Raw genomic sequence first — 22,530 nt, 5'->3', positions numbered from 1 at the left:
GGGAAAATCTCAGGCGCGGCTCTGGCCGCGCAGGAATTGCATCAGGGCCGTCAGGCGGCTGTCGCGCCGGGCCTGGGCCTTCGGGATATCGTCGAGCGGCACGGATGCGCGCCGCGCGGCGTCGATCTGGTCGAGTGCGGTGCCGGACCAGTCGGCAGGGTCGCGCTGGCTGGGGGCCATGTTGCTATACATGCCGCCATAGCGGGCGACGTAGTCACGCACGCCGCCGGGTGCGTTCAGGTCGATGGTCTCGAACGGACCCACTACGGCCCATCGCGGCGCCAGCCCCTCGCGGATGCCGATGTCCACGTCCTCCGGCGCGGCGATGCCCTGATCCACCAGGCGGAACGCCTCCTGCAGGAGCGCGCCCTGAAGGCGGTTCATCAGAAAACCGTCGACCTCGCGTTTCATCCGGATGGGCTTCTGCCCGATCCGCTCCATGAGTTGTGCGGTGCGTTCGACCACTTCCGGATCGGTCCAGGGCGCCGGGACAACTTCGACTGCGGGGATCAGGCTGGGCGGGTTGATCGGATGGGCCACGACGCAGCGATGCCGCCCGGCCAGCCCCTCGGTGAAGGCGGAGGGCAGCAGCGCCGAGGTGGAGCTGGCCAGCACCGCATCCTTGGGCGCCAGCCGGTCGAGCTCGGCCCAGACGGCCTGCTTGATCTCCAGCTTCTCCGGCACGTTTTCCTGCACGTGGGACACGCCCTTCAGCGCATCGGCAAGGTCGGTCGCGACGCGGACGCGGGAAGCGACCGCATCCGGCGTCTCACCCATCAGCAGGTCGGCGGCGGCCATCTCTTCCGCCATCGCTCGGATGTGGTCAGGGGCCGCCGCGGCCACCCCCTCCGTCGCATCGTACATCGCGACGGAACAGCCTCCGCGCGCGAAGGACACGGCCCAAGCGCAGCCGATCAGGCCGCTGCCGACGATCGCAATCGAAGGCACCGCCATCACAGCGTCTCCACGTTGCCGCAGACGCTGAGCGCCTGACCCGACACATTGCTGCCGCCCGGGCTGGCGAGAAACAGGCACATGGCGGCGATGTCCTCGGCCGTCACCATCCGGCGGAGCGAGACCTTTGCGAGGTACTGCTCGCGCATCTCTTCGAAAGAGACGCCCACCTGGTCGGCACGGGCCTGGATCACCCTGTCGATGCGCGGGCCCTTTACGATGCCGGGCAGGATCGCGTTGGCGCGCACGCCGTCCGGCCCCATCTCGGCGGCGAGGCTCTTGGCCAGTCCGATCACGCCCCATTTCGACGCGGCGTAGGGCGTGCGGAAGGCATAGGGCAGCCGCCCGGCGACCGAGGCCATGGCGATGAACAGGCCCTTGTTGGCCTTCAGCTCGGCCTCACCGAAGCGGGCGGCCAGGTAGGCACCGCGCAGGTTGATCTCGAGGCATTCGTCCCAGTCGGCCTGGCTGATCTCTCCCACGCGGGAGGTCGGCCCGGCCACACCGGCGTTGGCGACGACCACGTCGAGACCGCCCATCTGCTCGCGCGCTTCCTCGAACAGGGCCTTCGTCTGCGCCTCGTCGGCGGCGTTAGCCACGCTGCCGGTGATCGCGCCGCCGGTCGCGGCATTGACCGTCGCCTCGTCGATGTCCGAGATGTGAACGCGGGCGCCGGTTTCGACAAAGCCGCGGGCAATGGCCTGACCGATGCCCCCTGCCCCGGCGGTGATCAGGACGCGCAGGCCCTTGGCAGGCGTCAATGATCCGAGAATGCTCATGATTGTGGTGTCCTCCCTGTGGTGATGTCCGGCGCAATGGCCGGGACGGCGTCAGCCGCCCTGTTGGTCGGGCGCCGGGCCGGCCTCTTCCTCGAGCCGGGCACGGATATCGGTGGCCGCGGTACGGATGTCTTCGACGATGGCGGTCCGGAGTCCTTCCGCGTCGCGCGCTTCGAGCGCGGCAAGTGCTGCGTCGTGAAACGTCATCGAGGTCGCCATATGATGGTGGTCCGGCACGCTCACCCGGATCGAGGGGCCGACCGCCAGCCACAGCCGCTTGATGATGTCCATCAGAAGCGGCCAGTGCGCGGCGCGGTAGATCCCGCCGTGAAACGCAGCGTTCGCGGCAAGGTAACGGTCGGTCTCCTGCCCTTCCGCGGCGCGCGAAAGCTCCTTGTGGAGGGCGCGCACACGGCCGATGTCGGCGGCGGTGACCTGCCGCGCGGCGCGTTCGGCGGCCATGCCCTCGTTGGCGATGCGGAGGGCGGTGACCTCGTCGAAATTCTCGGGTGTGAGCGTGCGGACCTGAAGCGTGCGGCTGCTCGTCAGTTCCAGCGCGCCTTCGGCGGTGAGCCGCGTCAACGCTTCGCGCACCGGCATCGCGCTGACCCCGAGTTGCTGCGCCATCCGCCGCGAAGAGATGACGTCGCCCGGCAGATAGGCGCCCGTCACAAGCCCGTTGAAGAGCCTGTTGTAGATCTGTTGCTGAAGGCTGTCGCGCTGAAGGGGCGTTGTAATGGAATCGAGGCCGGTGACGGAATCGCCTTGCATCGTGGCGCCCTTTGGTTATCGTTGATCTGAGATCGCAGTGTGCCGAGCGCCTAGGGCAAAGTCAAGCGAGGCAAGGAAAACCTGCGATGCCACCGGCCCCTTGCTGGGGCGAATCAGATCTATCCGACCCGGGGAGGAGACACCGGGCGGACCTATTTGGGAGGACACGACTTGAAAACTGTTGCGACACTGACTGCAGCGCTCGCCATTTCCACCGCCAGCTTCGTGCAGGCCGAGACGCTCGACGTAGCCAGCACATTCCCCAAGAACATGCCGTTCCTCGGTGAGGGCGCGGAAGTTCTGGCGAAGAACATCGATATTGCCACGCATGGCGAAGTGAAACTGCGCGTGCACGGCGCGGGCGACCTTGTCCCGGCGCTGGAAGTGCTGAACCAGGTCAGTTCCGGTGCGATCCCGGCGGGCTGGGACTTCATCGGTTACTGGGGGGGTACGATCCCGGTTGCCGCGCTTGCAGGTGCCATGCCCTTCGGCCCCGGCCCGGACCTGTTCACCGGCTGGATGTGGGAAGGCGGCGGCATGGAGATCGTCCAGAAGGCCTACACCCCGCTGAACGTCAAACTGCTGCCCTGCCACGTCACCGCGCCCGAGCCGGGCGGCTGGTTCAACAAGGAGATCAACACCGTCGAGGACCTGCAGGGCCTTCGCATGCGGATTTCCGGCATGGGCGGCCAGGTGCTGAACAAGCTGGGCGCATCGACCCAGCTGATCCCCGGCGGTGAGCTGTACGTCGCGCTCGAACGTGGCCGCATCGACGCGACCGAATTCTCGCTGCCCGTGGTGGACAAGTCGCTCGGCTTTGCCGAGATCGCGAAGTACTACTACTTCCCGGGCTGGCATCAGCCTGCAAGCTGGAACTCCCTGATCGTGAACATGGACGTCTGGGACGGCTTCGGCGAAGAAGTGCAGGAGCAGATCATGACTGCCTGCAAGGCGACCGTGACCTGGTCGCTGGCCGCGGCACCGGAACCGCAGGGCGAGATCATCGAGGAGTTCCGCTCGATGGGCGTCGAGACCAAGCGCTTCCCGGACGAGGTTCTGGCCGCGCTGCGCGAAGCGTCCACCGAAGTTCTGGAAGAGGCCGCCGCCGCCGACCCGATCGTCGCCGAGGCGTACCAGTCCATCCAGGACTACATGGCCAAGGCACAGGTCTGGAACGACCTGCAGCAGATCCCCGCAGCGAACTGATCCTGCCATGACTTCGCGTTCCAGACTGGAGCGCGTCGGCCATGCGCTCGTGCAAACGGGCGCATGGCCAGGACGCGCCGCGGCGTGGCTCTTGCTGCCGATGATCGCGCTTGTGCTCGTGGCCGTGATCGGGTCGCTCATGCATGTGGGCCAGATCGCCACGTGGCAGACCGACCTGCCGCTGTTCGGCACCGAGCTGACCCTGACCGGCCTTGCCGAGCTGCAGTGGCACCTTCTGGCCATCATCATCATGCTGGGCATGTCCTATGCCCTCGCGCAGGATCAGCACGTCCGGGTGGATCTTGTCTATGACAAGCTCTCGACGCGCGGTAAGGCGGTGCTCGACCTCTTGGGCGACGTCATCTTCCTGCTCCCCTTCTGCGTCATCATCGGCTGGCTGAGCCTCAACTTCGTGGAGTTTTCCTTTAACACCGGCGAACGCTCCGACTACGGCGGGCTGACCGACCGTTACCTGATCAAATCGTTCCTGCCGCTCGGGTTCGTCTTTCTCGGGATCACCGGGATCGGCCGCATCCTGATCCATCTCGGGCGCATCTTCTCGCCCGCGCACGCAGAACACGCAGCACACGAGGACCGGAATGGCTGAATACGTGCTTCCCCTTGCCATGGTCGGGGTGCTGATCGCCGGCATCTTCTCGGGCTACCCGGTCGCCTTCGTGCTGGCGGGTGTCGGCATCCTCTTCACCTTCATCGGCGACGTGCCGCTTTTGTTCCTGAACACGGTGTCGTCGCGCATCTTCACCGGCACGCTCACCAACTGGCTGATGCTGGCGGTGCCGCTCTTCGTGTTCATGGGCCTGATGCTGGAGAAATCCGACATCGCCAAGAACCTGCTGCTGTCTTTGGAAAAGATGTTTGCGCAACGACCTGGCGGGCTTGCCCTGTCGGTGACCATCGTGGGTGTCGTCATGGCAGCCTCCACCGGGATCATCGGGGCCTCCGTCGTCATGCTGGGCCTGATGGCGCTGCCGGTGATGATCAAGCAGAACTACTCCATGTCGCTGGCCGCCGGGACGATCTGTTCCGCGGGGACGTTGGGCATCCTCATTCCGCCCTCCATCATGCTGGTCCTCGTGGGGGACATCCTGTCGATCTCCATCGGCGACCTGTTCATGGGCGCGGTGATACCCGGCGTCGTGCTGGGCGGACTCTACGCCACCTACATCCTCGTGACCACCTGGCTCGACCCGTCGAAGGCGCCCCCGGCACCGAAGTCCGAGGCCACCCCGATCGGCGAACTGATCGTCACGCTGGCCAAGCACCTGGTGGCGCCGGTCCTGCTGATCCTGGGTGTCCTGGGCTCCATCGTCGCGGGTGTCGCCACCCCGACCGAGGCTGCCGCCATCGGTGCGCTGGGGGCCACGCTGCTCGCCGCCGTCATGGGGCAGCTCACCCGCAAGAACCTCGTCGAGTGCGTGCAGGAAACCGCGCTCACCAGCGCCATGATCCTGTCGGTCGCTATCGGCGCCACCGTCTTCTCGGCGATCTTCAAGCGCGTGGGCGGCGACTACATGATCGAGGACGCGGTGATGGCCATCGCGTCGGGTCCCTACCAGACGTTGTTCCTCATCATGGCGCTGATCTTCGTGCTGGGCTTCTTCCTCGAATGGATCGAGATCTCCTACGTGGTGCTGCCGCTCTTTGCGCCGATCATCGCGGGGCTGGATTTCGGGCTGGGCAACTCCGGCATTACCCTGACGTGGTTCGCGGTGCTCGTGGCGGTCAACCTCCAGACATCGTTCCTGACGCCACCTTTCGGATACGCGCTGTTCTACCTGAGGGGCATCGCGCCGCCGGAACTGGGCATCGGCCAGATCTACCGCGGCATCGTGCCCTTCGTGCTGATCCAGATCTTCGGGCTGATGCTCTGCATCCTGTTCCCATCGCTTGTGCTGTGGCTGCCCGCGGCGCTTGGAAACTGAGGACATCCATGTCTGACCTGTTCGACCTGAAAGGCCGTCGTGCCGTCGTGACCGGCGGCACCAGCGGCATCGGCCTCGCCATCGCGCGGGCCTTCCTCGAGGCCGGTGTGGAGGTGATCATCACCGGCCGGTCGGAGGCGCGCGGCGCCGAGGCCCTCGCCGCCCTGACGCCCCACGGCACGGTGCATTTCGTCGCCGGGGACGCCGGGTCCGAAGACGGCGCGGCGCGGCTGGAAATGGCCGTGACGGACCTTCTGGGCGGCTTCGACACGCTGGTCTGCGCCGCCGGGACCAACCGCCGGATGCCGCCCGAGGACCTGACCCTAGACGACTGGGAAGCGGTGATCGACACCAACCTGACCTCGGTCTTCCTGACCTGCCGCGCGCTCTATCCCCTGTTGAAGGAAAGCGGCGAGGGTTGCATCGTGACCGTGGGTTCCATGATGTCCGTTCTCGCGAACGAGGCCAGCAGCGCCTACGCCGCGGCCAAGGGCGGGGTGGTACAACTCACCCGCAGCCTCGCCGTGTCCTGGGCGTCGGACGGCATCCGCGCCAACACCATTCTGCCGGGTTGGATCGACACGCCGCTGACCCTGCAGGCCCGCAAGGACATGCCCGGGCTCGACGCCCGCGTCACCTCCCGCACGCCACTGGGCCGCTGGGGCCTGCCGGAAGAAATGGCCGGCACAGTGCTTTTCCTCGCATCGCCGGCGGCACGTTTCGTCACGGGGGCCGCGATCCCCGTGGACGGCGGCTATCTCATTCGCGGCTGACCCCGCCCTTCCCTCGCAGGAGCCCCTCATGACAGACCACACGTCCCGCCTGCCCGGTTTCGCTCAAGCCAGCCGCGAAGAGCGCATCGGCATCCTCGCTGAACGGCTTGGCGGAAACGCCGAGGCGCTGCAGCTCTTTGACAACCTCGGCCCGATCGAGGGCGGCCTCGTCGACCGGCTGATCGAGAACGCCATCGGTGTGATGCCAGTGCCGCTCGGGCTTGCCACCAACATGATCGTCGATGGCGAAGAGATGCTCGTGCCCATGGCGACCGAGGAAAGCTCCGTCATCGCGGCGGTCTGCAATTCCGCCAAGCGCTGCCGGGACACCGGCGGCTTCTTCACTTCCTACTCCGGCTCGCTGACCATCGCTCAGGTGCAGCTTTGCGGCCTGAGCGATCCGCGCAACGCCCGCGCGCAGATCCTTGGCCGCACCGACGAGATCCGCGCGCTCTGCGACGAAGTCGACCCGCAGCTCACCTCGCTTGGCGGCGGCCTGCGCGAGGTCGACGTGCGGCTTGTGGAGGCGCGTTCCGGCACGATGGTGATCGTGCACCTTGTGGTCGACACGCTGGACGCGATGGGGGCCAATGCCGTCAACTCCATGGCCGAACGTGTGGCGCCCGTGCTGGCAGGCTGGACGGGCGCGCGGCCTCTGCTGCGCATCCTGTCGAACCTTGCCGACCGCCGCCTGACCCGCGCCCGCGCCGTCTGGCCCGCCGACCAGATCGGCGGACCGGAGGTGGTGGAGGCGATGCTGCTAGGGGCCGAATTCGCGGAAGCCGATCCCTACCGCGCGACAACCCACAACAAGGGCATCATGAACGGCATTTCTGCGGTGGTGCTGGCCACCGGCAACGACACCCGCGCCATCGAGTCCGGCGCCCATGCCTATGCCGCGCACGGTGGCCAGTACGGCCCGCTCACCCATTGGGAGAAGACCGCCGAGGGCGATCTTGCCGGGACCATCGAACTGCCGCTCTCGCTGGGCATCGTCGGCGGCGCGACCCGGGTGCATCCGGTAGCACAGCTTTCCCTGAAGATCCTCGGTGCCGACAGTGCCGAGAAGCTGGCGCGCATCACCGCCGCCGTCGGCCTGGCGCAGAACTTCGGCGCGCTGCGGGCATTGGCGACGGACGGTATCCAGAAGGGCCACATGGCGCTGCACGCACAGAACGTGGCCATCGCCGCCGGCGCGGAAGGCGACGAGATCGAGGCCGTCGCAGCTGGCCTGCGCGCCCATAGCCGCGTGACGGAGGCCGAAGCCCGCAAACTGCTGGATGACCTGCGCAAGGACTGACCCATGGAGTGCCGGGGACGGATCGGAGCCGCCCCGGCTCTATCCCGTCAGCAGATAGTCTGGAAACGGTCGACGATCACGTCCAACCCCACAACGGGCGGGCGCATCTACCAGTTGTTGGCCGGGACTTGGGATCTGTTCGGCATTCACCAGCATCTCGACCAGCCCCAAGCGGGCGAAGACATAGCTGGAGGTCGAGGGCTCCGGACGCAGAAGCTCGAACTGCGCGGCAACGGTCAACGTGTCGTCTTGCGCCATGACAGCGAGAGGCAGGGCCGCAATCATGCCAGCAGGGCGGCTTTGAGAGAGGCGTTTCGTTCTATCTTCCGGATCCTTGTTTCAGGTGTTGTCTTCAGCACCGGCGGAGAACTGGCGCGCAAACCTTTCACGAGCGAGGCAGGCGGCCTCGGCGCGGGTCAGTCGCTCTAGCACGACCTCCACCGCCTCACCGCGCTTGCGGGCGCGGGTCCAGATGCGGCGACACGAGGTGGGCGACCACGGCAGCGCGGCCTGAGCCATCCAGCGGCGCAAAGGGACGGGCAGCGCATCAAAGGCGCGCATCGGATCGCCGCTGCGGCGGCTCTGGCGCTGGCGGGTTTTCCCGAGGTTCGAGCACGGTCGCATCAACAGCGCCCCCAGTCGTCCACCGGGTCGATGACCAGCAGCAGGCGCGGTGCGCCGTCGGTTGCGGGCGGCGAGCGATGCACGATCCCGGCCAGTTCCCGCCCGGGCCAGAGTGCGCCGCGAAAAGCCGCCACCGCGCCCCGCGCCATCTGGTGCACGCTCTGCGCGTGGCCATCCGCGTCGATCGGGCCGTATTCCGTTCCCGGTCCGCGCAGTGTGCAAAGCACCCGACCCGCCACCGCATCGACGTGCCATTTCGGGCAGGATTGGCCAGTAGCGACTTTCAGGCGGACCTCCAGAAGGGGGGCGCCGAGTGCCAATGTCGCGTGCCGCGCGATGGTCGCGATCTCTTCGGCAAAGCACTCTGCCTGCGCTGCCGCGTGGTCAGCATGGCAGGCCTCGCGTACCGCCTTGGCCACCTTTGACGCGGGCATTGTGGCGCGCATTTGCGGCAACTGGTCGGGGGAGAGTAAGTCCAGCCAGTCCGCCAACCCTTCGGGCAAGTCCCGCTGCCAAAGCGCCAGCGAGACCCCGTCCATCCCGAGTGTCTGCAACACGCGCGGGTCAGCGCTGGCGTTCATCGCCGTGGCGATCCTGGGCAGATCCAGCATCACGCCGCCTCCTCGGCGCGGCGCCAAAGCGGAAAGGGATCGGGCGGGTCCGGCAGGACGTCCGGCCCGGTGGCCCCGTCCATCAGGCAATCGTCCAGCCTCTTTTGCAACTTGGGCATGTCGATGCCCGCCTCGACGACCGGACGCACGGCATCGACGCGCTGAGGGCCGGCATCCGTGACCTGGTTCAGCACCACCCCATCGGCGAAGTCGTTCTGGTCCGTGAGCAGATGCACATCGGTGCGCATGTCGCCGCCGCCTGCGGTTTCACCCTTGTCCGACTGGCAATGGTGGCCGGAAAAGTCGCGAAGCGGATTTATCGCGTCGGCCACCGTGACCATGTTATGCAACCGCGCAACGTCGGACAGACTGTGGCCAGCCTCGTCGCGAAACGCGAGGGTGGTCGGCACGGGGAACGGCTCGGGCATCCCGAAGGATTCGATGAGCAGACTGTCAAAACGCCCAACGGTGGTCTTTCCTACACCCGGAAAGCCTGACAACGCCGTGATCGGAAGCCCGTTGTCTTGCATGGTGAACCCTCTCTTTTGGGCGCAGAAAGGCAGGACGCCCGGCGAGGCGTACCGAAGAGTTTGCGCCGTTTTCTCGTTTCATCCTGACTGTCGGTCGCAATGGTAAAGCCCGCCAAGGGACTGCTTTAGCGAGGTAAAATTGGCATGCCCATCCAGTCATGTCGAGGATTGTTATTTTATAACGTTACTTTTTGGCAAGCGGAAAATTGCAGTAACGGCACACCTATGGAACCGGCGCGTCAGCCCCATGGGCCCGCGCTCCCATGATGGCTGTCAAAGCCGCCCCCTGCGCCGATCGGCCACCCAGAGGTCCGCACGATCTTCGTTTCGCTGTCTTCGAACGGCGCTCTGAAAGTCCATGAACAAGACGTTATGAACATGGGTTCGCAAATCCGGTTTCAGACCCGGGCAAGGGCGAAGATAACAGGGCAGCGATTGCGGTCGCGCAGACCTCCGGTGGCTGCCAAGTGATCCACATCCGGAATGCGAAGATCCGCATGCAGAGACAGAGCAGGATGACGGGCAATGCAATCAGGGGGCGCAGCATAGGGCTTGTCCCCACGTTGTGTCTCGTCTCATTCTGCCGACGGCTGTTCGGTGGTGGCATAACCGGGCGGACCAAGTTCTTGACGGTTGGAGACTGCCGCATGTCCGATCAGACCATGGCCGCCGGTTTCGCCTCGGCCTTTCTCGACTATGCCGTGGCCGAGGGTGCGCCGCGTGCGGGCCTGCTTGCGACAGCGCGACTCTGCGAAGACGATCTCGCCGATCAGGACACCCGCATTCCCACTGCCGCCTATCAGGCCCTTATCGCCGCGGGGATCGAGGCGTTGAACGATACCTCGCTGCTTCTGCGCCACGTGCTGGAAACCCGGCTGGAGACCATGTCCATCGTGGGCCAGATCGTACATGCCTCCACCTCCTTCCCGCACAGCCTCGGTCAGCTCAACCGCTATGCGCGGCTCATGGCGGACGTGCCGATCCCCGGCGGGCGGGACCGCTTCGAAATCGCGCGAGAAGGCGATACGGTCTGGCTGATCGATCACCACCCCGGCGACGGAAGCTGGAATGCGACGGAGGCGAGCTTCGCGCGGTTCATCTCCGAATTCCGCCGCTCCGCCCCCGAACACCCCTTCGAGCTGGCGCTGGAGGTGACCTACGCCCCGCCGCCACACGCCAATCGCTACCCCGACCTGTTCCGCGTGCCGGTGACCTTCCGCGCCTCGCGCAATGCGCTGCGGATCAATCCGGTCTGGCTCGACGAGGCCTTCGACGGCGGCAAGGACTATGTCTTTGGCGTCTTCACGCGCCATGCCGATGGCCTGATGCAGGCCCTCGCGGAAAATGACACCCTGCGTGCCGCCGTCGAAGCGCGGGTGCTGGCCGATCTGCACGAGGGTACGCTCTCGATGGACCGTATCGCGCGTGACCTCGGCATGAGCCGGCAGACGCTCTACCGCCGGCTCAAGGACGAAGGCGTCACCTTCGCCGAGGTCCATGATGACCTGCGCCGCCGGATGGCGATGGATTATCTCAGCACGCGCAAGGTCTCCGTCGGGGAGACGGCCTATCTTCTGGGCTTCTCGGAGGCCTCGGCTTTCGTACGGGCCTTCCGGCGGTGGACGGGCATGAGTCCCACCGCCTGGCTCGATAATTGATACCGGAGGTCAATCCTCTGGCCCTTGCGGTCATGCCGCAGATCGATACAGACGCATAGACCCCCCTTCGACAAAACACACAGTCGAAGGAAACAAGATATGAAACCGATGCTGATTGCCCCGCTTTGCCTGACCGCCCTTCTGGGCGCCTGCACAGAGATGGGCACGAATGTGGATCCGATCCTGGACGGTGCTCCGAACGCGCAGTTCCAGAGCGACCTGTCCGCCTGCCGGAGCCTTGCCCGCAGTCAGAAGCAACTCGATCAGGAGACGATGGCCGCAGCCGCCATTGGCGCCGGGATCGGCGGTATTCTGGGCGAAGTGGACGACGAAGGCGACGCACTCGGCGGGGCTGTGGTCGGCGCGCTGGCAGGCGCAGCGGCGGGTGCATCCGAGGCGAGCGATACGCGCGAGACCATCGTGCTGAACTGCCTGCGCGGCCGTGGCCACACGGTGGTCAATTGAGGGAGGGCGCGATGTATGACATCCACACGCGCATGGCCGGTCTGCACCACCTGCTGACTGGCGGACCGCACCAGCCGGGATGGCAAAGCACCTATCCGCCCCGATACCTTGGGCACAACATCGATCTTGGGGATCAACAGGCGCGCACATCGCGTCGTTCCCTTCGATCTTGGCTGCGGTTTTGGTAAGGACCGACCAATGACGCAGCCTCTCCCATTTGCCCTTGCCATCGCCTATGCCGGGCTGGCCGCCTGTCCGGTGCTCATGCATTTTGCCAACGCCGCCGGTGCACCGCTGGGGCGGCTGACGGTCGGTGGGCGTTTCCCCGGCCGGCTTCCTCCTGTCTGGCGCGCGCTGGCGCTGGTGCAGGCCGCGCTGCTCAGCACTATGGCGGGGGCGTTGCTCGCGCGGTCCGGTGTCGTGGCCGTACCGCTAGCACCGCTGTTCTGGCCTGCGCTCGGCCTGACCCTGCTGTCGCTGATCGCCAATGCCGCAAGCCCTTCGCGCCCGGAGCGCCTGCTTTGGACGCCCGTCCTGTTTCTCATGGCTGCCGCCGCGCTTGGTGTCGGCCTGTCCTGATCGGAGAAGACCCATGAACGTTCTCATCGCCGGAGCGACTGGCTACCTCGGGCGCTTTCTCTGCGCCGAATATGCGCGGCGCGGCCATCACGTCACCGCGTTGGTTCGCAACACCGCCCGGGCCGAAGGGCTTGCCGATGTGCTGGTCGAGGCCGAGGCCACCAGGCCAGAGACGCTGACGGGGGTGATGGACGGTGTGGACCTCGTCGTCTCGTCGCTGGGCATCACGCGGCAGGCGGATGGGCTGGACTATCGCGACGTGGATTATCAGGCCAACCTCAACCTGCTGCGCGCGGCGGAGGCGGCGGGCGTCGGGCGCTTTGCCTATGTGCATGTGCTTCATGCCGATGCCATGGCGGGCGTGCCGCTTATCGATGCCAAGTCCGCCTTTGTGGAGGCGCTTCAGGCCTCCGACATGCCCGCGACCGTGATCGCACCGACGGGGTACTTCTCCGACATGGGCGAGATCCTGGAGATGGCCAAAGGCGGCCGTGTCTGGCTCTTCGGCGACGGGGCGCAACGGCTGAACCCGATTCACGGAGCCGATCTGGCGGAGGTCATCGCTGACGCCACCGATTCCGGGCACGGCTGGGTCGATGTCGGCGGTCCCGATGTGATGACCCAGGACGCGATCGCCCGCGTCGCCTTTGACGCGCTGGGGACCGCGCCGCGCATCACCCATCTGCCCGATGCGCTTCGTCGCGCAGCACTCGCGGTGCTGCCGTTACTGCCACGGCGCATGAGCGGCCCGGCGCGCTTCTTCCTGACCGCGCTCGGGATGGAGATGGTCGCGCCGCGCTTTGGCAAGCGTCGCCTTGGCGACCACTTCGCGGGTCTCGTGAAGGAAGGGACGCATGGATGACCCTTTCGCAAGCGGGTGGCCAGTTCTCGGATCCCCGCGTGCAACGACCGCGCAGTCTCCTTGGCGACCTCGGCCTTCTTCTTCCCGCCGTGTTCAAAGATGTCCGTTGCCGCCTTGGGGAGAGCCGTCTTCCGCTGGTGGATCATAGTCGCCTGTCGTGACATTCGCTGTGCGAATGCACTGTCCGTCAAAGATGCACGCCGCATTATAGCGGCCAACTCCGACACAGTGCGCTCGCTCTTCACGGTTTTCGACGCCACGCGAGCCTTGAAGCCCGCGCCTAGGTTCCTGCGTTTCGATACGGTCTGATCTGCTCACTATGAAGACCAGCAATGTCCGGTGACGGGCAAACTTCGGCCGCAATGACCCACGGATAGCACGGGCGGGTGCCGCAATCGCCTTCCGCATGTCTCAGAACCGCCGGGTGATGCCCAGCAGCACACGGTTGTTCTCGTAGCTGTAGAGGTCGTTGCTCGAGTCCTGCCGCTCTGCTCCGAGTTCGAGTACCGGCGCAAAGCCCGCGACCGCCCAGTCGCGGTGTGTGAGCTTCAGGGTGAGACTCTCGCGCTGGTCCTTACGTACAATTCCAAGCAGGCGGTCAGGCCCATCGCGTTCGTGCCGACCAAGCGCCAGTGACAACTCGGCGAGCAGCCCGCCCTCGAAGGCGTAGCGCGCGCCAAGCGTCACCGCCCCCCCCTGCCCGGCTTCGGTTGCAAGCGCGCTTTCGGTCCGCTCCACCTGCAAGCCGAAACTGAGTTGCAACCGGGGTGTAACCGTGTGGCTGAGCGATGCGGCTGCTACGGATCGGGTGGCGGGCTCGGTTCCGGGGCGTTCATAGTCGGTGCGCTCGCGGATCAGCGTCAGGTTAAGCATGCTCCGGGCCTGGGCGTCGATGGACTGGCCCCAGGTCAGATAGATGCCACGCGTGTTGGCGTATGCCTCGCCGTCGATCCAGCGCTTTCCCAGAGTGATCCCGGCGCCCAGTCTGCGGTTGCGGTCGCCGAAGTGCAGCAACCCCAGTTCCGCCCGTGCCTGAACGTCGTCGGGCGCACCTTCTTCGTAAAGCCGTGCATCGAGGGACGCCCCCAGCCGAAGCCTCAGATCCGGTCCCACCCTGGGCAGGGCGGCAAGCCCGAAGCCAAGTTCGACACCCCGGGCGGGCTGTGCGCGGGAGGCGTCCTTGAGCTTGAAGGGCAGGTCGCCGATCATGATGGTGTCGGCCGCGGTTCGTTTCGCGGGATTACTCTCGGGCACGATCGCGAAGCGGAAATTGCCTTCCCAGATCCGGGCACGATCAATCTGGTCGATGCGCCGCGTCACCTCGTCGGCCAGCGACGGGGGCAGCGCGGCGCCGCGCGCCAGGGAATAGTGGTAGCGCGCGCGCTCTGCCTGCCCCGCAGCCTCGAGCGTGTTGGCGAGTTCCAGACGGTAGGTGACGGCATCGGGCGCAAGGGAGACCAGTCGGTCCAGCCAGGGCAGTGCCGCGCGTGGACGGCCCTGCCGGACATGCGCCATGGACAGCGCCCAGAGACGGCGCAACTCGGCCTCGCGCAACGCTTGAGGCCCCATTCTCTGCAGGGCGGAGATAGCGGTGCCATAGTCTCCGGCATTTACCTGCGCCTCGGCACGGGCAAGCACGTCAGACTGCTGCGCCGGTGCTTGCGACACAAGCGCCAGTGCAAGAAAAAGGCCCGCGAGCAGGCGCCGCACGCCAAGTGCCGCGAGCCTTGTCATCATTTTTGTTCGATATAATAGGTGCCTGCGATGGCACCGTCGAACACCGCCGGATTGCCCGAGTTCGGCAGGTTGTAACCGCCGACCACCGGCCCAAGCGCGGCCTCACCGGCATCGCCGAAGAACGACCCGCCGAGCGTTATCTGCGTGTCGGCAGCGGTCCCGCCCTGGCTCAACTCACCGGTGAGAGTGACGCTCAGCGCCCCGATCTGTGTCTCGGGGATGGTGACCCCGCCCACGTTCATCGAGGGATTGACCACCCGGCTGATGGACCCGCCGAAGCTGTTGTCTACGGTCAGAGTGCCGTCAATGGTGCCTGTTTGGCCGGTCACCAGCGTGCCGGTGAAATTCGACGCGGTCCCGGTGAACGGGTTGGTGGCCTGTCCATCATTCCAGGCCACATCGAGGTCCAGATCGCCCTCGACCTCACCGATGGTGCTGGAAGGATCGGTCACGTCAACCTTAAGCCGTCCGGCGTAGGATGCGTTGATCGCGGTCGGCATGTTCGACGTCGGCGCCTTGGCCGTGACGCGATCGAACTCGGTGTCGAAGCTTGAGCTGCCACCGCCTCCTCCGCCGCCACCGCCAGTTCCACCACCGCCAGCTCCGCCACCACTGCTGCCCTGCAGGCAGCCGGACAGCGATGTGCCAAGCACCAGGGCGAGGCTAAGCCGCCCAAGATTTGCAATGCGCATCCCTCGTATCCTTGATAATTGATAATGAATCTTTTTGGCGCCCAGAAATTGCGCTGTCTCTCCCCTGTTCAGGGGTATTCAAGCAAAAATACTGGCACTAAACTTTTGGAATATTTGGTTTCTGGTGTTTCGCGAAACATGGCACCCACCGCATGAAGCAAACCTATTCTCCGGCTCTGCTCGCTGCGTCGGCGCTGGCACTTGGGCTTGCCGTCGCGACCCTGGTGCTCTGGATCGCGCTCAGTCAGCCTTGGCTCGGGGTGCGGCTCGTCGCGGGGCCGGACAACAGCGCCATAGTCTATGCGGTCCATCCTGACGGTCCCGCCGAAGGCCGCGTCCCCCAAGGCGCGACGCTCCTCTCGGTTGCTGCGCCCGGCCTCCCGGCCCTGCCGGTCAATGCGCGAGACCTGACCGAAGAGCCTGACGCCCTGACAGACCCCGAAGAGATGCGCGCCTTCTTTGCGAAGCAGGACGCGCTGCTCGCGCGTATAGCAGCACCCACAACCCATCTTAAGTTGCACCCCCAAGGCGCGCCCGACCGCGTCATGCAAGAGATCCGACCGGCGCCTTCCCGGCCTCTTGGCGACCTGCCGGGCGTCTTCTGGGTCCAGCTTGGCGTGGGCTTCGCAGGTATCGTTCTGGGCGGCTGGGTCATGGCATTGCGGCACGAAGACCGGGCGGTTCAGTGCTTCGGGCTTGCAGGTCTCGGCCTGATGATCTCCGCTGACGCGGCCGCGCTCTACAGCACCCGGGAGCTTGCGCTCAGTACCGAGGTCTTCACGATAGCTTCGCGGCTGAACTACCTAGGGACGCTGGTCTTCGGGATCGGGATGATCAACCTTTTCCTGATCTATCCGGCACGACTTGCCGGGCGGGCGGCGCTCTGGTCCGTCGCTGCGCTGTTCTCGGTCTTCATCCTGACCGTCCTTGTCGACTGGCCGGATGCGCTGCAGAACCGACAGGCGCCCGTCGTCCTCGCAATGCTGATGCTGCTGGCCGCGGTTCTGGCACAGGCGGTGGTGAACCGGCGCAACCCCACGGCGCGGGCAATGCTCGGATGGTTCGGCCTTTCTGTACTGGTGGGTGCCGGTGGTTTCGGCCTGACCGTCACGCTTCCCCTGATGATGGGCGCGCCGCCGCGCCTTTCGCAGGGACACGCCTTCCTCTTCTTCCTCGTGATCTTTGTTGGCCTCGCCATGGGGATCGCGCGCTACAGGCTCTTCGAGTTGTCGGACTGGTCCTTCCGCATACTCTTCTACATGGGTGGCGTTCTTCTGCTGCTGGTACTCGACGCGGCAATGATCCTTGGACTTGCGCTCGACCGGGCGCCTGCGTTCGGCCTCGCGCTCGCCGTGGTGGGCCTGATCTATCTGCCGCTTCGCGATGTGCTGGGCCGCTGGTTGCGCAACGACCGCGGACTGGGGCAAGAAGAACTATTCGCGCTGGTCAGCGATGTGGCTCTTGCCACCCGGGCGGAGGACCGCGATGCCGCGCTTCATGCCCTGTTGCGTCGCCTTTTCGATCCGCTCCGTATCGAGCACGGCTCACCGGCCTTCGATGCGGTCGGCCTGCGCGACGGCGGCGAAACGCTCGAGATCCCGTTGCCGCACCGTCTGCCGGGCATTCGCCTGCACTGGGCGCGGCAGGGGCGCGCTTTGTTCAACCGACGCGATGAGCGACTGGCGCGCAGTGTGGTCGGAATGCTCGACCGCTCCATCGCGCGCCAGCGCGCACATGACGCCGCAGTCGAAACCGAACGCAGCCGCATCAACCGCGACATGCATGACAATATCGGGGTTCAGTTGCTGGGCGCGCTGCACTCTTCGGACCCGGAGCGGAAGGATCTGCTGATCCGACAGACCCTCTCGGACCTGCGACAGATCGTGTCGAACCCGGCGGAGGACGGAGCGGTTCTGGCGCAACTTCTGGCTGACCTCCGGCGGGAGATCGGCGATCATCTCGAAGCGGCGGGACTGGGGATGGAATGGCAGGACTGCGGCCTAAGCGCCACGGATAGGCCGCACATCTCGCTCACGGCGCTTCAGGCGCAAACCCTTCGGGCGCTGTTGCGGGAGTCTGTCAGCAATGCTCTGCGCCATTCCAAAGCCCGCAACGTAAGCCTCCGGTTTCTTCCCCTGCCAGGTGAAAGACTCAGGCTGATCGTCGAGGACGATGGCACCGGCACCAAGGGTGAATGGCTGCGTCAGGGGAGCGGGCTTGCAAATCTGCGCTTTCGCGTAGAGGCCTGCGGCGGCACGCTCGTGATCGAACCCGCGCAGGGCGGCACCCGGGTGCTCGCCACCTTGCCGCTTGCAAGGCTGCGTGCTCCGAGCACAGCCGGGCTGGAAAGGGCGGCGGGCTGATGCGGATCCTTGTCGTCGAAGATATTGCCGAGACTCGCCGCTGGCTCTGTGCCATCGTCGAGGAGGTTTTTGGAGGCGCGCAGATACTACAGGCCGAAACGCTGCGGCAGGCACGCGTGCTGCTGGAACAGCCGCAGGATCTGGCGCTTATCGATCTGGGGCTGCCGGACGGGTCGGGCCTCGACCTGCTGAGGCAGATCAGGGACAGCCGCGCCGCCACGATCTGCGTCGTCACCACCGTGCTCGGTGATGATGCCAGCGTCGTAGGCGCCCTCTCTGCCGGGGCGCAGGGCTACCTCCTCAAGGAGAACCCGGCCTCGCTGTTGGCCCACCAGTTGCGCCAGATCCATCTGGGCCTGCCCGCGCTTTCGCCTTCGATCGCGCGACGCATCATGGAGCATTTCAGTCTGACCGGCCCGAGTGCTCCGCCCACCCACGGGCTCACCGATCGCGAGACAGAGGTTCTGGCGCTGATCTCACGAGGGCTGCGCAACTCCGAGGTGGCGCGTGAGCTCGGTCTCGCGGAGACAACGGTTGCCAGCTACATCAAGTCAATTTACGGCAAGCTCGGCATTTCGTCTCGTGCCGAGGCGTCATGGCATGCAACGCGGCTTGGGCTGAACCGCGACGGCATGGGACCCCGGCGCGGCTAGGGTCAGGATTCGAAACCAGTGGATTACGGTCGCCGCGAGGGCGAGGGCCGACGGGCATAGCTTGGGCATCGGTCATAGCGGATCACCACACGCCGCCAATCCTTGAGCCTGCCGAACACGATCTCGTATCACTGCCCGGCAGTGCATCGTGCAATGGACGAGACCGACATTCGCCTCGACAGCCTGTCACCGTCCCTTGAATACAGCCTGTCGTTTTTCGATGAACGCGGCGATGCCTTCCGCCTTGTCTTCGGATGCGAGAAGGAGTTGCAGCGACTTCCGCTCGATTTCCAATCCGGCGTCCAGAGGCAGGTCGGCGCCGTTGAGAACACATTGCTTGATCATCCGTACGGCGAGCGGAGGGCGCCGGGCAATCTTGCTGGCGATCTCCCTGGCGGCCTCCAGCACCTGATCGTCCGGCACGACATCGCTGAGCAAACCGAGTTCGGCCGCGAGGGGAGCGGGTATCGGGTCTCCGGTCAGCAGGAAGCGCATCGCAGGGGATTTTCCGATCGCACGGGGCAGCCGTTGCGTGCCACCTGCGCCGGGCAGGAGGCCCAGCTTGACTTCGGGCAACCCGAAGGTTGCGGACTGGCCCGCGACGATGATGTCGGCATGCATCACAAGTTCGAACCCGCCGCCAAGAGCCAGGCCGTTCACGGCCGCAATCAGCGGTTTGGGAAACGCGGAGATGGCTTGCCAGTATCGCTCCGGCGAGGCTTCGAGCATGTCGATTGGCCCCATCCGGCTAAGTTGCTTCAGGTCAGCGCCCGCGGCAAAGACGTCGGGCCCGCCGGTCAATACCACGCAGCGGATGGTTTCGTTTCGCGCGAAGTCGGCCAGAGCGTCAATGAGCTGCTGCCGCAGCTCGAACGACAGAGCGTTGCGCACGTCCGGGCGATTGAGGGTGAGCAATCCGACACCGGGGGCCATTTCTTCATTGAGTACAAGCGTCATTGCTGGCGGTCTCCTGAGTTTTCCATGATGTAGTTGGGGGCAATCTGAACACGCGCTCGACGGCGATACGGAGGAACTCTGCGCGCTCGTAGTCCTGCCGGATTTCTGTCCGTGCCATGTCGCCAGGAAAGGTCAGTGCGCAGAATCCGGTCCGACGGCGGCGATCCGAGATCAGAGCGCCGCGCGACAGATGGCGCCAGGACACCGGTTACGCAGTCTCCCGAGCGGGGCGAAACCCGTCGAAGCACGGTCCGCCCTCTCGTGCTGCTCCTTCCGAATGATGCTGCGGTCCGACTTGGCAAGGATGGCACCTGAGGCTGCATCGGACATGATCTCGGCCTCCGCCGGTGAACGATGCCGTATCGTTGGTTTGCGGGCCCGCGCTGTCAACGCAGCCCGTGGGCGATGCAGAGACGGATACCGTTTCATCATCCATGGCAAAGATATGACTGCGGTCATGCCACGCTTGCGGCCTCCTGGAGGGATAGCGTTGCCGAATGCTGTGATAGCGTCTCGATATTTGTCGGTCGTCCCGCGAGCAGGCAGGTTGCTGAACCAGAGGACAAGGAAAGGGCGTCATGGTGCCGGAAAATGTTGTTTCGTTCCAACCGGCCGGCACGCATCTGGACCAGAGCGCGCCCGATCACATCGACCTTCTGCTGGATGATGGGTTGAGAGGCTTCCGGCTCGAGGTGCGCCGTTTCCTTCGGTCTGCCGTTCCCGAAGACCTGCGCGAGCGCGTGGACCGGGGTCTCCCATCCAGCAAGTCCGAAATCGTGGCGCTGCAACGCGCCCTGAACGAGAGGGGCTGGGGCGCGCCCAGTTGGCCCGAGGAGCACGGCGGCACGGGATGGACCCCGATGCAGCAGTTCCTGTTCAACTACGAACTGGGGGCGAACGCCGCGCCGCCGCTTCCCCCTTTCGGCACCGGTATGGTGGGGCCCGTCATTTACACGTTCGGAAGCCGGGAACAGAAGGACTTCTATCTGCCCCGCATCCGTTCCGGTGAGGACTGGTGGTGCCAGGGCTTTTCGGAGTCCGGTGCCGGATCGGACCTCGCAAGTCTCAGTACCCGAGCAGAGGATGCGGGCGACCACTTTCTCGTCAACGGCGAGAAGACCTGGACCACCCATGCGCTTTGCGCTGATCGCATCTTCTGTCTCGTGCGAACGTCGAAGGAAGAGCGCAAGCAGGACGGCTTCACCTGTCTGGTCTTTGACATGGACCTCCCGGGGATCGAGGTGCGTCCGATCCTCGGCATCGACGGCAGCCACAGTCTGAACTCGATCCATTTCAAGGACGTCGAGGTGCCCAGGTCCGGGCTTGTCGGCGACATGGGCAAGGGTTGGGGTTACGCGCGCTTCCTGCTCCAGAATGAGGGCATTGGCCTGACCTGCACTGGGCGCAGCCGTCGCCAGCTTGCGCGCCTGAAAACCTACGCGGACCGGGCGATGATGCAAGGTGCGTCCGGACGTCCGTCGCCCTCGTTCTTGACCGAAGTCGCTCGGGTGGACGCCGAACTGACAGCCCTCGAGGTCTGCGAGATTCGCATGCGTAGCCACGGCCCCAATCCGGCGGCGGCCTCGATGCTCAAGGTACGGGGGAGCGAGATGCAGCAGCATCTGACCGCGCTGCTGGTCGACTCCGTCGGTCACGGCGGTGTGGCGTTCGGTCCGGTGCCGCATGAAAGCGACCACGCCGAAACGGCAGGGGTGATGCAGGACTATCTGCACAGCCGCAGGCTCAGCATGTTTGGAACAACCAATGAAATCCACCGCGACATCATCGCGAGAACGGTCCTTGGCTGAGCACATGCCCGGCACCTTTCTGGATCATCTCGCGCCCTCCGAAGACATCAGGAGGCTGACCGATGCGGCGGCCGGCTTCGTCGCGGATCGCAAGGTTCGGCTGCGATCCGAGACAGCCGGGAGCGACCTGTCCGAATGGTCCGGTATCGCGCAGCTCGGGTGGCTGGGTGTTTGCGTCGGCGAGGGTGACGGCGGACTCAACCGTCCCCTCCGCGAGGCCTGCGCCCTGGCGCGTCTGTGCGGCGAGGCGCTGGTGACCATGCCTTACATCGGGTCTTCCATCGTGGCGGCCACCCTGCTGTCATATGTCCCGCGTCGCGCGCTGGTGGAAACCCTGCTCTCCGGCATTGCGGCAGGGAACCGCATCGTGACCGTCTCGGCACAGAGTGACGGGTTACCGAACGGCACTGACGTGCGCGTACAGGCCGAGGAACGCGGCGCCCGGCTGTTGCTGAGAGGAAGGGTCGCGGCCTGCGAGTACTCCGACGCGACCACCGACGTGATCCTGGGTCTCGACGCGCCTGGCGGGGAAAGGTTGCTCGTTCGGCTCCCGACCCACCGCAAGGGCCTGTCCGCATATCCCTACAGGGCCGTCGATGGGCGTCCGCTGGCGGCACTGGTGCTCAAGGAGGTGGAGGTCGAACCGGACGAGGTCATCGCGGAAGGTGCGACTGCCGATGCCGCGCTCGAGCGGGCCGGGCATGTCGCTTCTGCCGCGCTCTGCCACGAACTGACAGGCGCCCTGGACGAGATATGCAAGCGCACCGTCGAGCACCTGAAGGAGCCGCGCCAGTTCGGTCGGGCGCTGTCCGAGTTTCAGGTGCTTCGGCATCGGGCGGCCGACATGCACATGGACTTCGAAATGGTGAGTTCGATGGCCGATCTGGCGAGTTTCGCCGCAGAGACCATGGACGAGCCTCGCCGCCAGCTTCTGAAGGCGCGTTACGTGGCCACATGCCATGGGCGGCGGATCGGCGAAGCCGCGATCCAAATGCATGGATGCAGAGGAATGTCGGATGAAACGGCCATCGGCCATTACGTGAAACGGGTTCTATACATCGGAGCGGCCTTCGGCGGCGCATGGACCGCGCTGGACCTGCTGGATGCCGAAGGGGAGGCTTCGGGTTGACGACAACGGCACGGACAGCGGGTGAGACAAGGCTCCGGGTTTGGAGCTTTGACAAGCTGCGGCGCCTCGAGGTGCCCCATTCAGGCCCCCTGCCCGCGGTGACCGAGCTGGCGGAAAAGCGGGATGACGACCACCA

General features: G+C 65.6%; 22 protein-coding genes and 2 pseudogenes. 13 read left to right on the top strand and 11 right to left on the bottom strand.

What is annotated here, in order from left to right; genetic code table 11:
* Window positions 1-9 precede the first annotated feature (9 nt).
* The 3 genes from ABFK29_RS22105 to ABFK29_RS22095 are packed head-to-tail and all read right to left on the bottom strand — an operon-like array spanning window position 10 to window position 2,504.
* Window positions 10-954, bottom strand: coding sequence for a 3-hydroxyacyl-CoA dehydrogenase (locus ABFK29_RS22105; RefSeq protein WP_005861929.1), 945 nt, complete (start codon window positions 952-954; stop codon window positions 10-12).
* Window positions 954-1,733, bottom strand: a complete 780-nt coding sequence (locus ABFK29_RS22100) for an SDR family oxidoreductase (RefSeq protein WP_005861931.1) — start codon at window positions 1,731-1,733, stop codon at window positions 954-956. Before ABFK29_RS22100 ends, ABFK29_RS22105 begins: the two co-directional genes overlap by 1 nt.
* 51 nt (window positions 1,734-1,784) lie before the next feature.
* On the bottom strand, window positions 1,785-2,504 hold the full coding sequence (locus ABFK29_RS22095; RefSeq protein WP_005861933.1) for a GntR family transcriptional regulator: 720 nt from the start codon (window positions 2,502-2,504) through the stop codon (window positions 1,785-1,787).
* A gap of 171 nt (window positions 2,505-2,675) precedes the next feature.
* Between ABFK29_RS22095 and ABFK29_RS22090 the strand changes: the two genes are divergently transcribed.
* From ABFK29_RS22090 to ABFK29_RS22070, 5 genes are read left to right on the top strand one after another with little or no spacing between them, the layout of a single operon-like run.
* Window positions 2,676-3,710 carry a TRAP transporter substrate-binding protein gene (locus tag ABFK29_RS22090; RefSeq protein ID WP_005861935.1) on the top strand — a complete coding sequence of 345 codons (1,035 nt, stop codon included), beginning with the start codon at window positions 2,676-2,678 and terminating at the stop codon, window positions 3,708-3,710.
* A 7-nt stretch (window positions 3,711-3,717) separates the two neighbouring features.
* Window positions 3,718-4,317, top strand: a complete 600-nt coding sequence (locus tag ABFK29_RS22085) for a TRAP transporter small permease subunit (protein ID WP_005861936.1) — start codon at window positions 3,718-3,720, stop codon at window positions 4,315-4,317.
* Window positions 4,310-5,653 carry a TRAP transporter large permease gene (locus tag ABFK29_RS22080; protein WP_005861938.1) on the top strand — a complete coding sequence of 448 codons (1,344 nt, stop codon included), beginning with the start codon at window positions 4,310-4,312 and terminating at the stop codon, window positions 5,651-5,653. Before ABFK29_RS22085 ends, ABFK29_RS22080 begins: the two co-directional genes overlap by 8 nt.
* 8 nt (window positions 5,654-5,661) lie before the next feature.
* Window positions 5,662-6,426, top strand: a complete 765-nt coding sequence (locus ABFK29_RS22075; RefSeq protein WP_005861942.1) for an SDR family NAD(P)-dependent oxidoreductase — start codon at window positions 5,662-5,664, stop codon at window positions 6,424-6,426.
* 28 nt (window positions 6,427-6,454) lie between these two features.
* Complete coding sequence (locus tag ABFK29_RS22070) at window positions 6,455-7,726, top strand: hydroxymethylglutaryl-CoA reductase, degradative (protein WP_005861943.1); 1,272 nt, start codon at window positions 6,455-6,457, stop codon at window positions 7,724-7,726.
* 39 nt (window positions 7,727-7,765) lie between these two features.
* Here the strand turns inward: ABFK29_RS22070 and ABFK29_RS22065 are convergent, their stop codons facing one another.
* The 4 genes and pseudogenes from ABFK29_RS22065 to ABFK29_RS25185 all read right to left on the bottom strand — a co-directional run.
* Entirely contained in the window at window positions 7,766-8,011 is a 246-nt protein-coding gene (locus tag ABFK29_RS22065) for a hypothetical protein (protein ID WP_005861944.1), read from the bottom strand.
* A 54-nt stretch (window positions 8,012-8,065) separates the two neighbouring features.
* The gene (locus ABFK29_RS22060) at window positions 8,066-8,350 is read right to left on the bottom strand and encodes a DUF6525 family protein (RefSeq protein WP_083803499.1); all 285 of its coding nucleotides are present in this window, start codon (window positions 8,348-8,350) and stop codon (window positions 8,066-8,068) included.
* A complete protein-coding gene (locus tag ABFK29_RS22055; RefSeq protein WP_005861948.1) occupies window positions 8,350-8,961 on the bottom strand; it encodes a DUF1826 domain-containing protein in 612 nt (203 codons plus the stop codon). The genes ABFK29_RS22060 and ABFK29_RS22055 overlap by 1 nt, the downstream gene beginning before the upstream one ends.
* A 128-nt stretch (window positions 8,962-9,089) precedes the next feature.
* Window positions 9,090-9,425, bottom strand: a pseudogene (locus tag ABFK29_RS25185) (GTP-binding protein); the annotation flags it as partial.
* Between the two features lie 713 nt (window positions 9,426-10,138).
* Here ABFK29_RS25185 and ABFK29_RS22045 point away from each other — a divergent pair.
* From ABFK29_RS22045 to ABFK29_RS22030, 4 genes are all read left to right on the top strand, one after another.
* The gene (locus ABFK29_RS22045) at window positions 10,139-11,149 is read left to right on the top strand and encodes an AraC family transcriptional regulator (RefSeq protein ID WP_005861951.1); all 1,011 of its coding nucleotides are present in this window, start codon (window positions 10,139-10,141) and stop codon (window positions 11,147-11,149) included.
* A 99-nt stretch (window positions 11,150-11,248) separates the two neighbouring features.
* Window positions 11,249-11,614, top strand: coding sequence for a glycine zipper family protein (locus tag ABFK29_RS22040; protein ID WP_005861953.1), 366 nt, complete (start codon window positions 11,249-11,251; stop codon window positions 11,612-11,614).
* A gap of 198 nt (window positions 11,615-11,812) precedes the next feature.
* A complete protein-coding gene (locus ABFK29_RS22035) occupies window positions 11,813-12,193 on the top strand; it encodes a hypothetical protein (RefSeq protein WP_005861955.1) in 381 nt (126 codons plus the stop codon).
* A gap of 13 nt (window positions 12,194-12,206) precedes the next feature.
* Window positions 12,207-13,055 carry an SDR family oxidoreductase gene (locus ABFK29_RS22030; RefSeq protein ID WP_005861958.1) on the top strand — a complete coding sequence of 283 codons (849 nt, stop codon included), beginning with the start codon at window positions 12,207-12,209 and terminating at the stop codon, window positions 13,053-13,055.
* A gap of 411 nt (window positions 13,056-13,466) precedes the next feature.
* On the opposite strand, the gene ABFK29_RS22025 is transcribed toward ABFK29_RS22030, so the two are convergent.
* Together ABFK29_RS22025 and ABFK29_RS22020 are read right to left on the bottom strand one after the other, a co-directional pair.
* Window positions 13,467-14,789, bottom strand: a complete 1,323-nt coding sequence (locus tag ABFK29_RS22025; RefSeq protein WP_198135740.1) for a surface lipoprotein assembly modifier — start codon at window positions 14,787-14,789, stop codon at window positions 13,467-13,469.
* Complete coding sequence (locus ABFK29_RS22020) at window positions 14,789-15,484, bottom strand: hypothetical protein (RefSeq protein ID WP_005861961.1); 696 nt, start codon at window positions 15,482-15,484, stop codon at window positions 14,789-14,791. Before ABFK29_RS22020 ends, ABFK29_RS22025 begins: the two co-directional genes overlap by 1 nt.
* Before the next feature lie 152 nt (window positions 15,485-15,636).
* Here ABFK29_RS22020 and ABFK29_RS22015 point away from each other — a divergent pair, with 152 nt between their 5' ends.
* Together ABFK29_RS22015 and ABFK29_RS22010 are read left to right on the top strand one after the other, a co-directional pair.
* Window positions 15,637-17,847: a sensor histidine kinase gene (locus ABFK29_RS22015; protein ID WP_005861963.1), complete on the top strand. Its 2,211-nt coding sequence runs from the start codon at window positions 15,637-15,639 to the stop codon at window positions 17,845-17,847.
* Window positions 17,847-18,500 (top strand): response regulator transcription factor, encoded by a 654-nt coding sequence (locus ABFK29_RS22010; RefSeq protein WP_005861965.1) that lies wholly within the window; start codon window positions 17,847-17,849, stop codon window positions 18,498-18,500. The genes ABFK29_RS22015 and ABFK29_RS22010 overlap by 1 nt, the downstream gene beginning before the upstream one ends.
* A gap of 15 nt (window positions 18,501-18,515) precedes the next feature.
* Here the strand turns inward: ABFK29_RS22010 and ABFK29_RS22005 are convergent.
* Window positions 18,516-18,625, bottom strand: a pseudogene (locus tag ABFK29_RS22005) (IS5/IS1182 family transposase); the annotation flags it as partial.
* Between the two features lie 61 nt (window positions 18,626-18,686).
* Window positions 18,687-19,457 (bottom strand): enoyl-CoA hydratase-related protein, encoded by a 771-nt coding sequence (locus tag ABFK29_RS22000; RefSeq protein ID WP_005861967.1) that lies wholly within the window; start codon window positions 19,455-19,457, stop codon window positions 18,687-18,689.
* A 578-nt stretch (window positions 19,458-20,035) separates the two neighbouring features.
* Here ABFK29_RS22000 and ABFK29_RS21995 point away from each other — a divergent pair.
* Both ABFK29_RS21995 and ABFK29_RS21990 read left to right on the top strand, forming a co-directional pair.
* A complete protein-coding gene (locus ABFK29_RS21995) occupies window positions 20,036-21,265 on the top strand; it encodes an acyl-CoA dehydrogenase family protein (RefSeq protein WP_005861970.1) in 1,230 nt (409 codons plus the stop codon).
* Window positions 21,258-22,394 carry an acyl-CoA dehydrogenase gene (locus tag ABFK29_RS21990; protein WP_157136570.1) on the top strand — a complete coding sequence of 379 codons (1,137 nt, stop codon included), beginning with the start codon at window positions 21,258-21,260 and terminating at the stop codon, window positions 22,392-22,394. Before ABFK29_RS21995 ends, ABFK29_RS21990 begins: the two co-directional genes overlap by 8 nt.
* Window positions 22,395-22,530 lie beyond the last annotated feature (136 nt).

Source organism: Sagittula stellata E-37, assembly GCF_039724765.1.
GTDB classification, from domain to species: domain Bacteria; phylum Pseudomonadota; class Alphaproteobacteria; order Rhodobacterales; family Rhodobacteraceae; genus Sagittula; species Sagittula stellata.
This window is presented reverse-complemented; position numbering and strand designations above follow the sequence as displayed.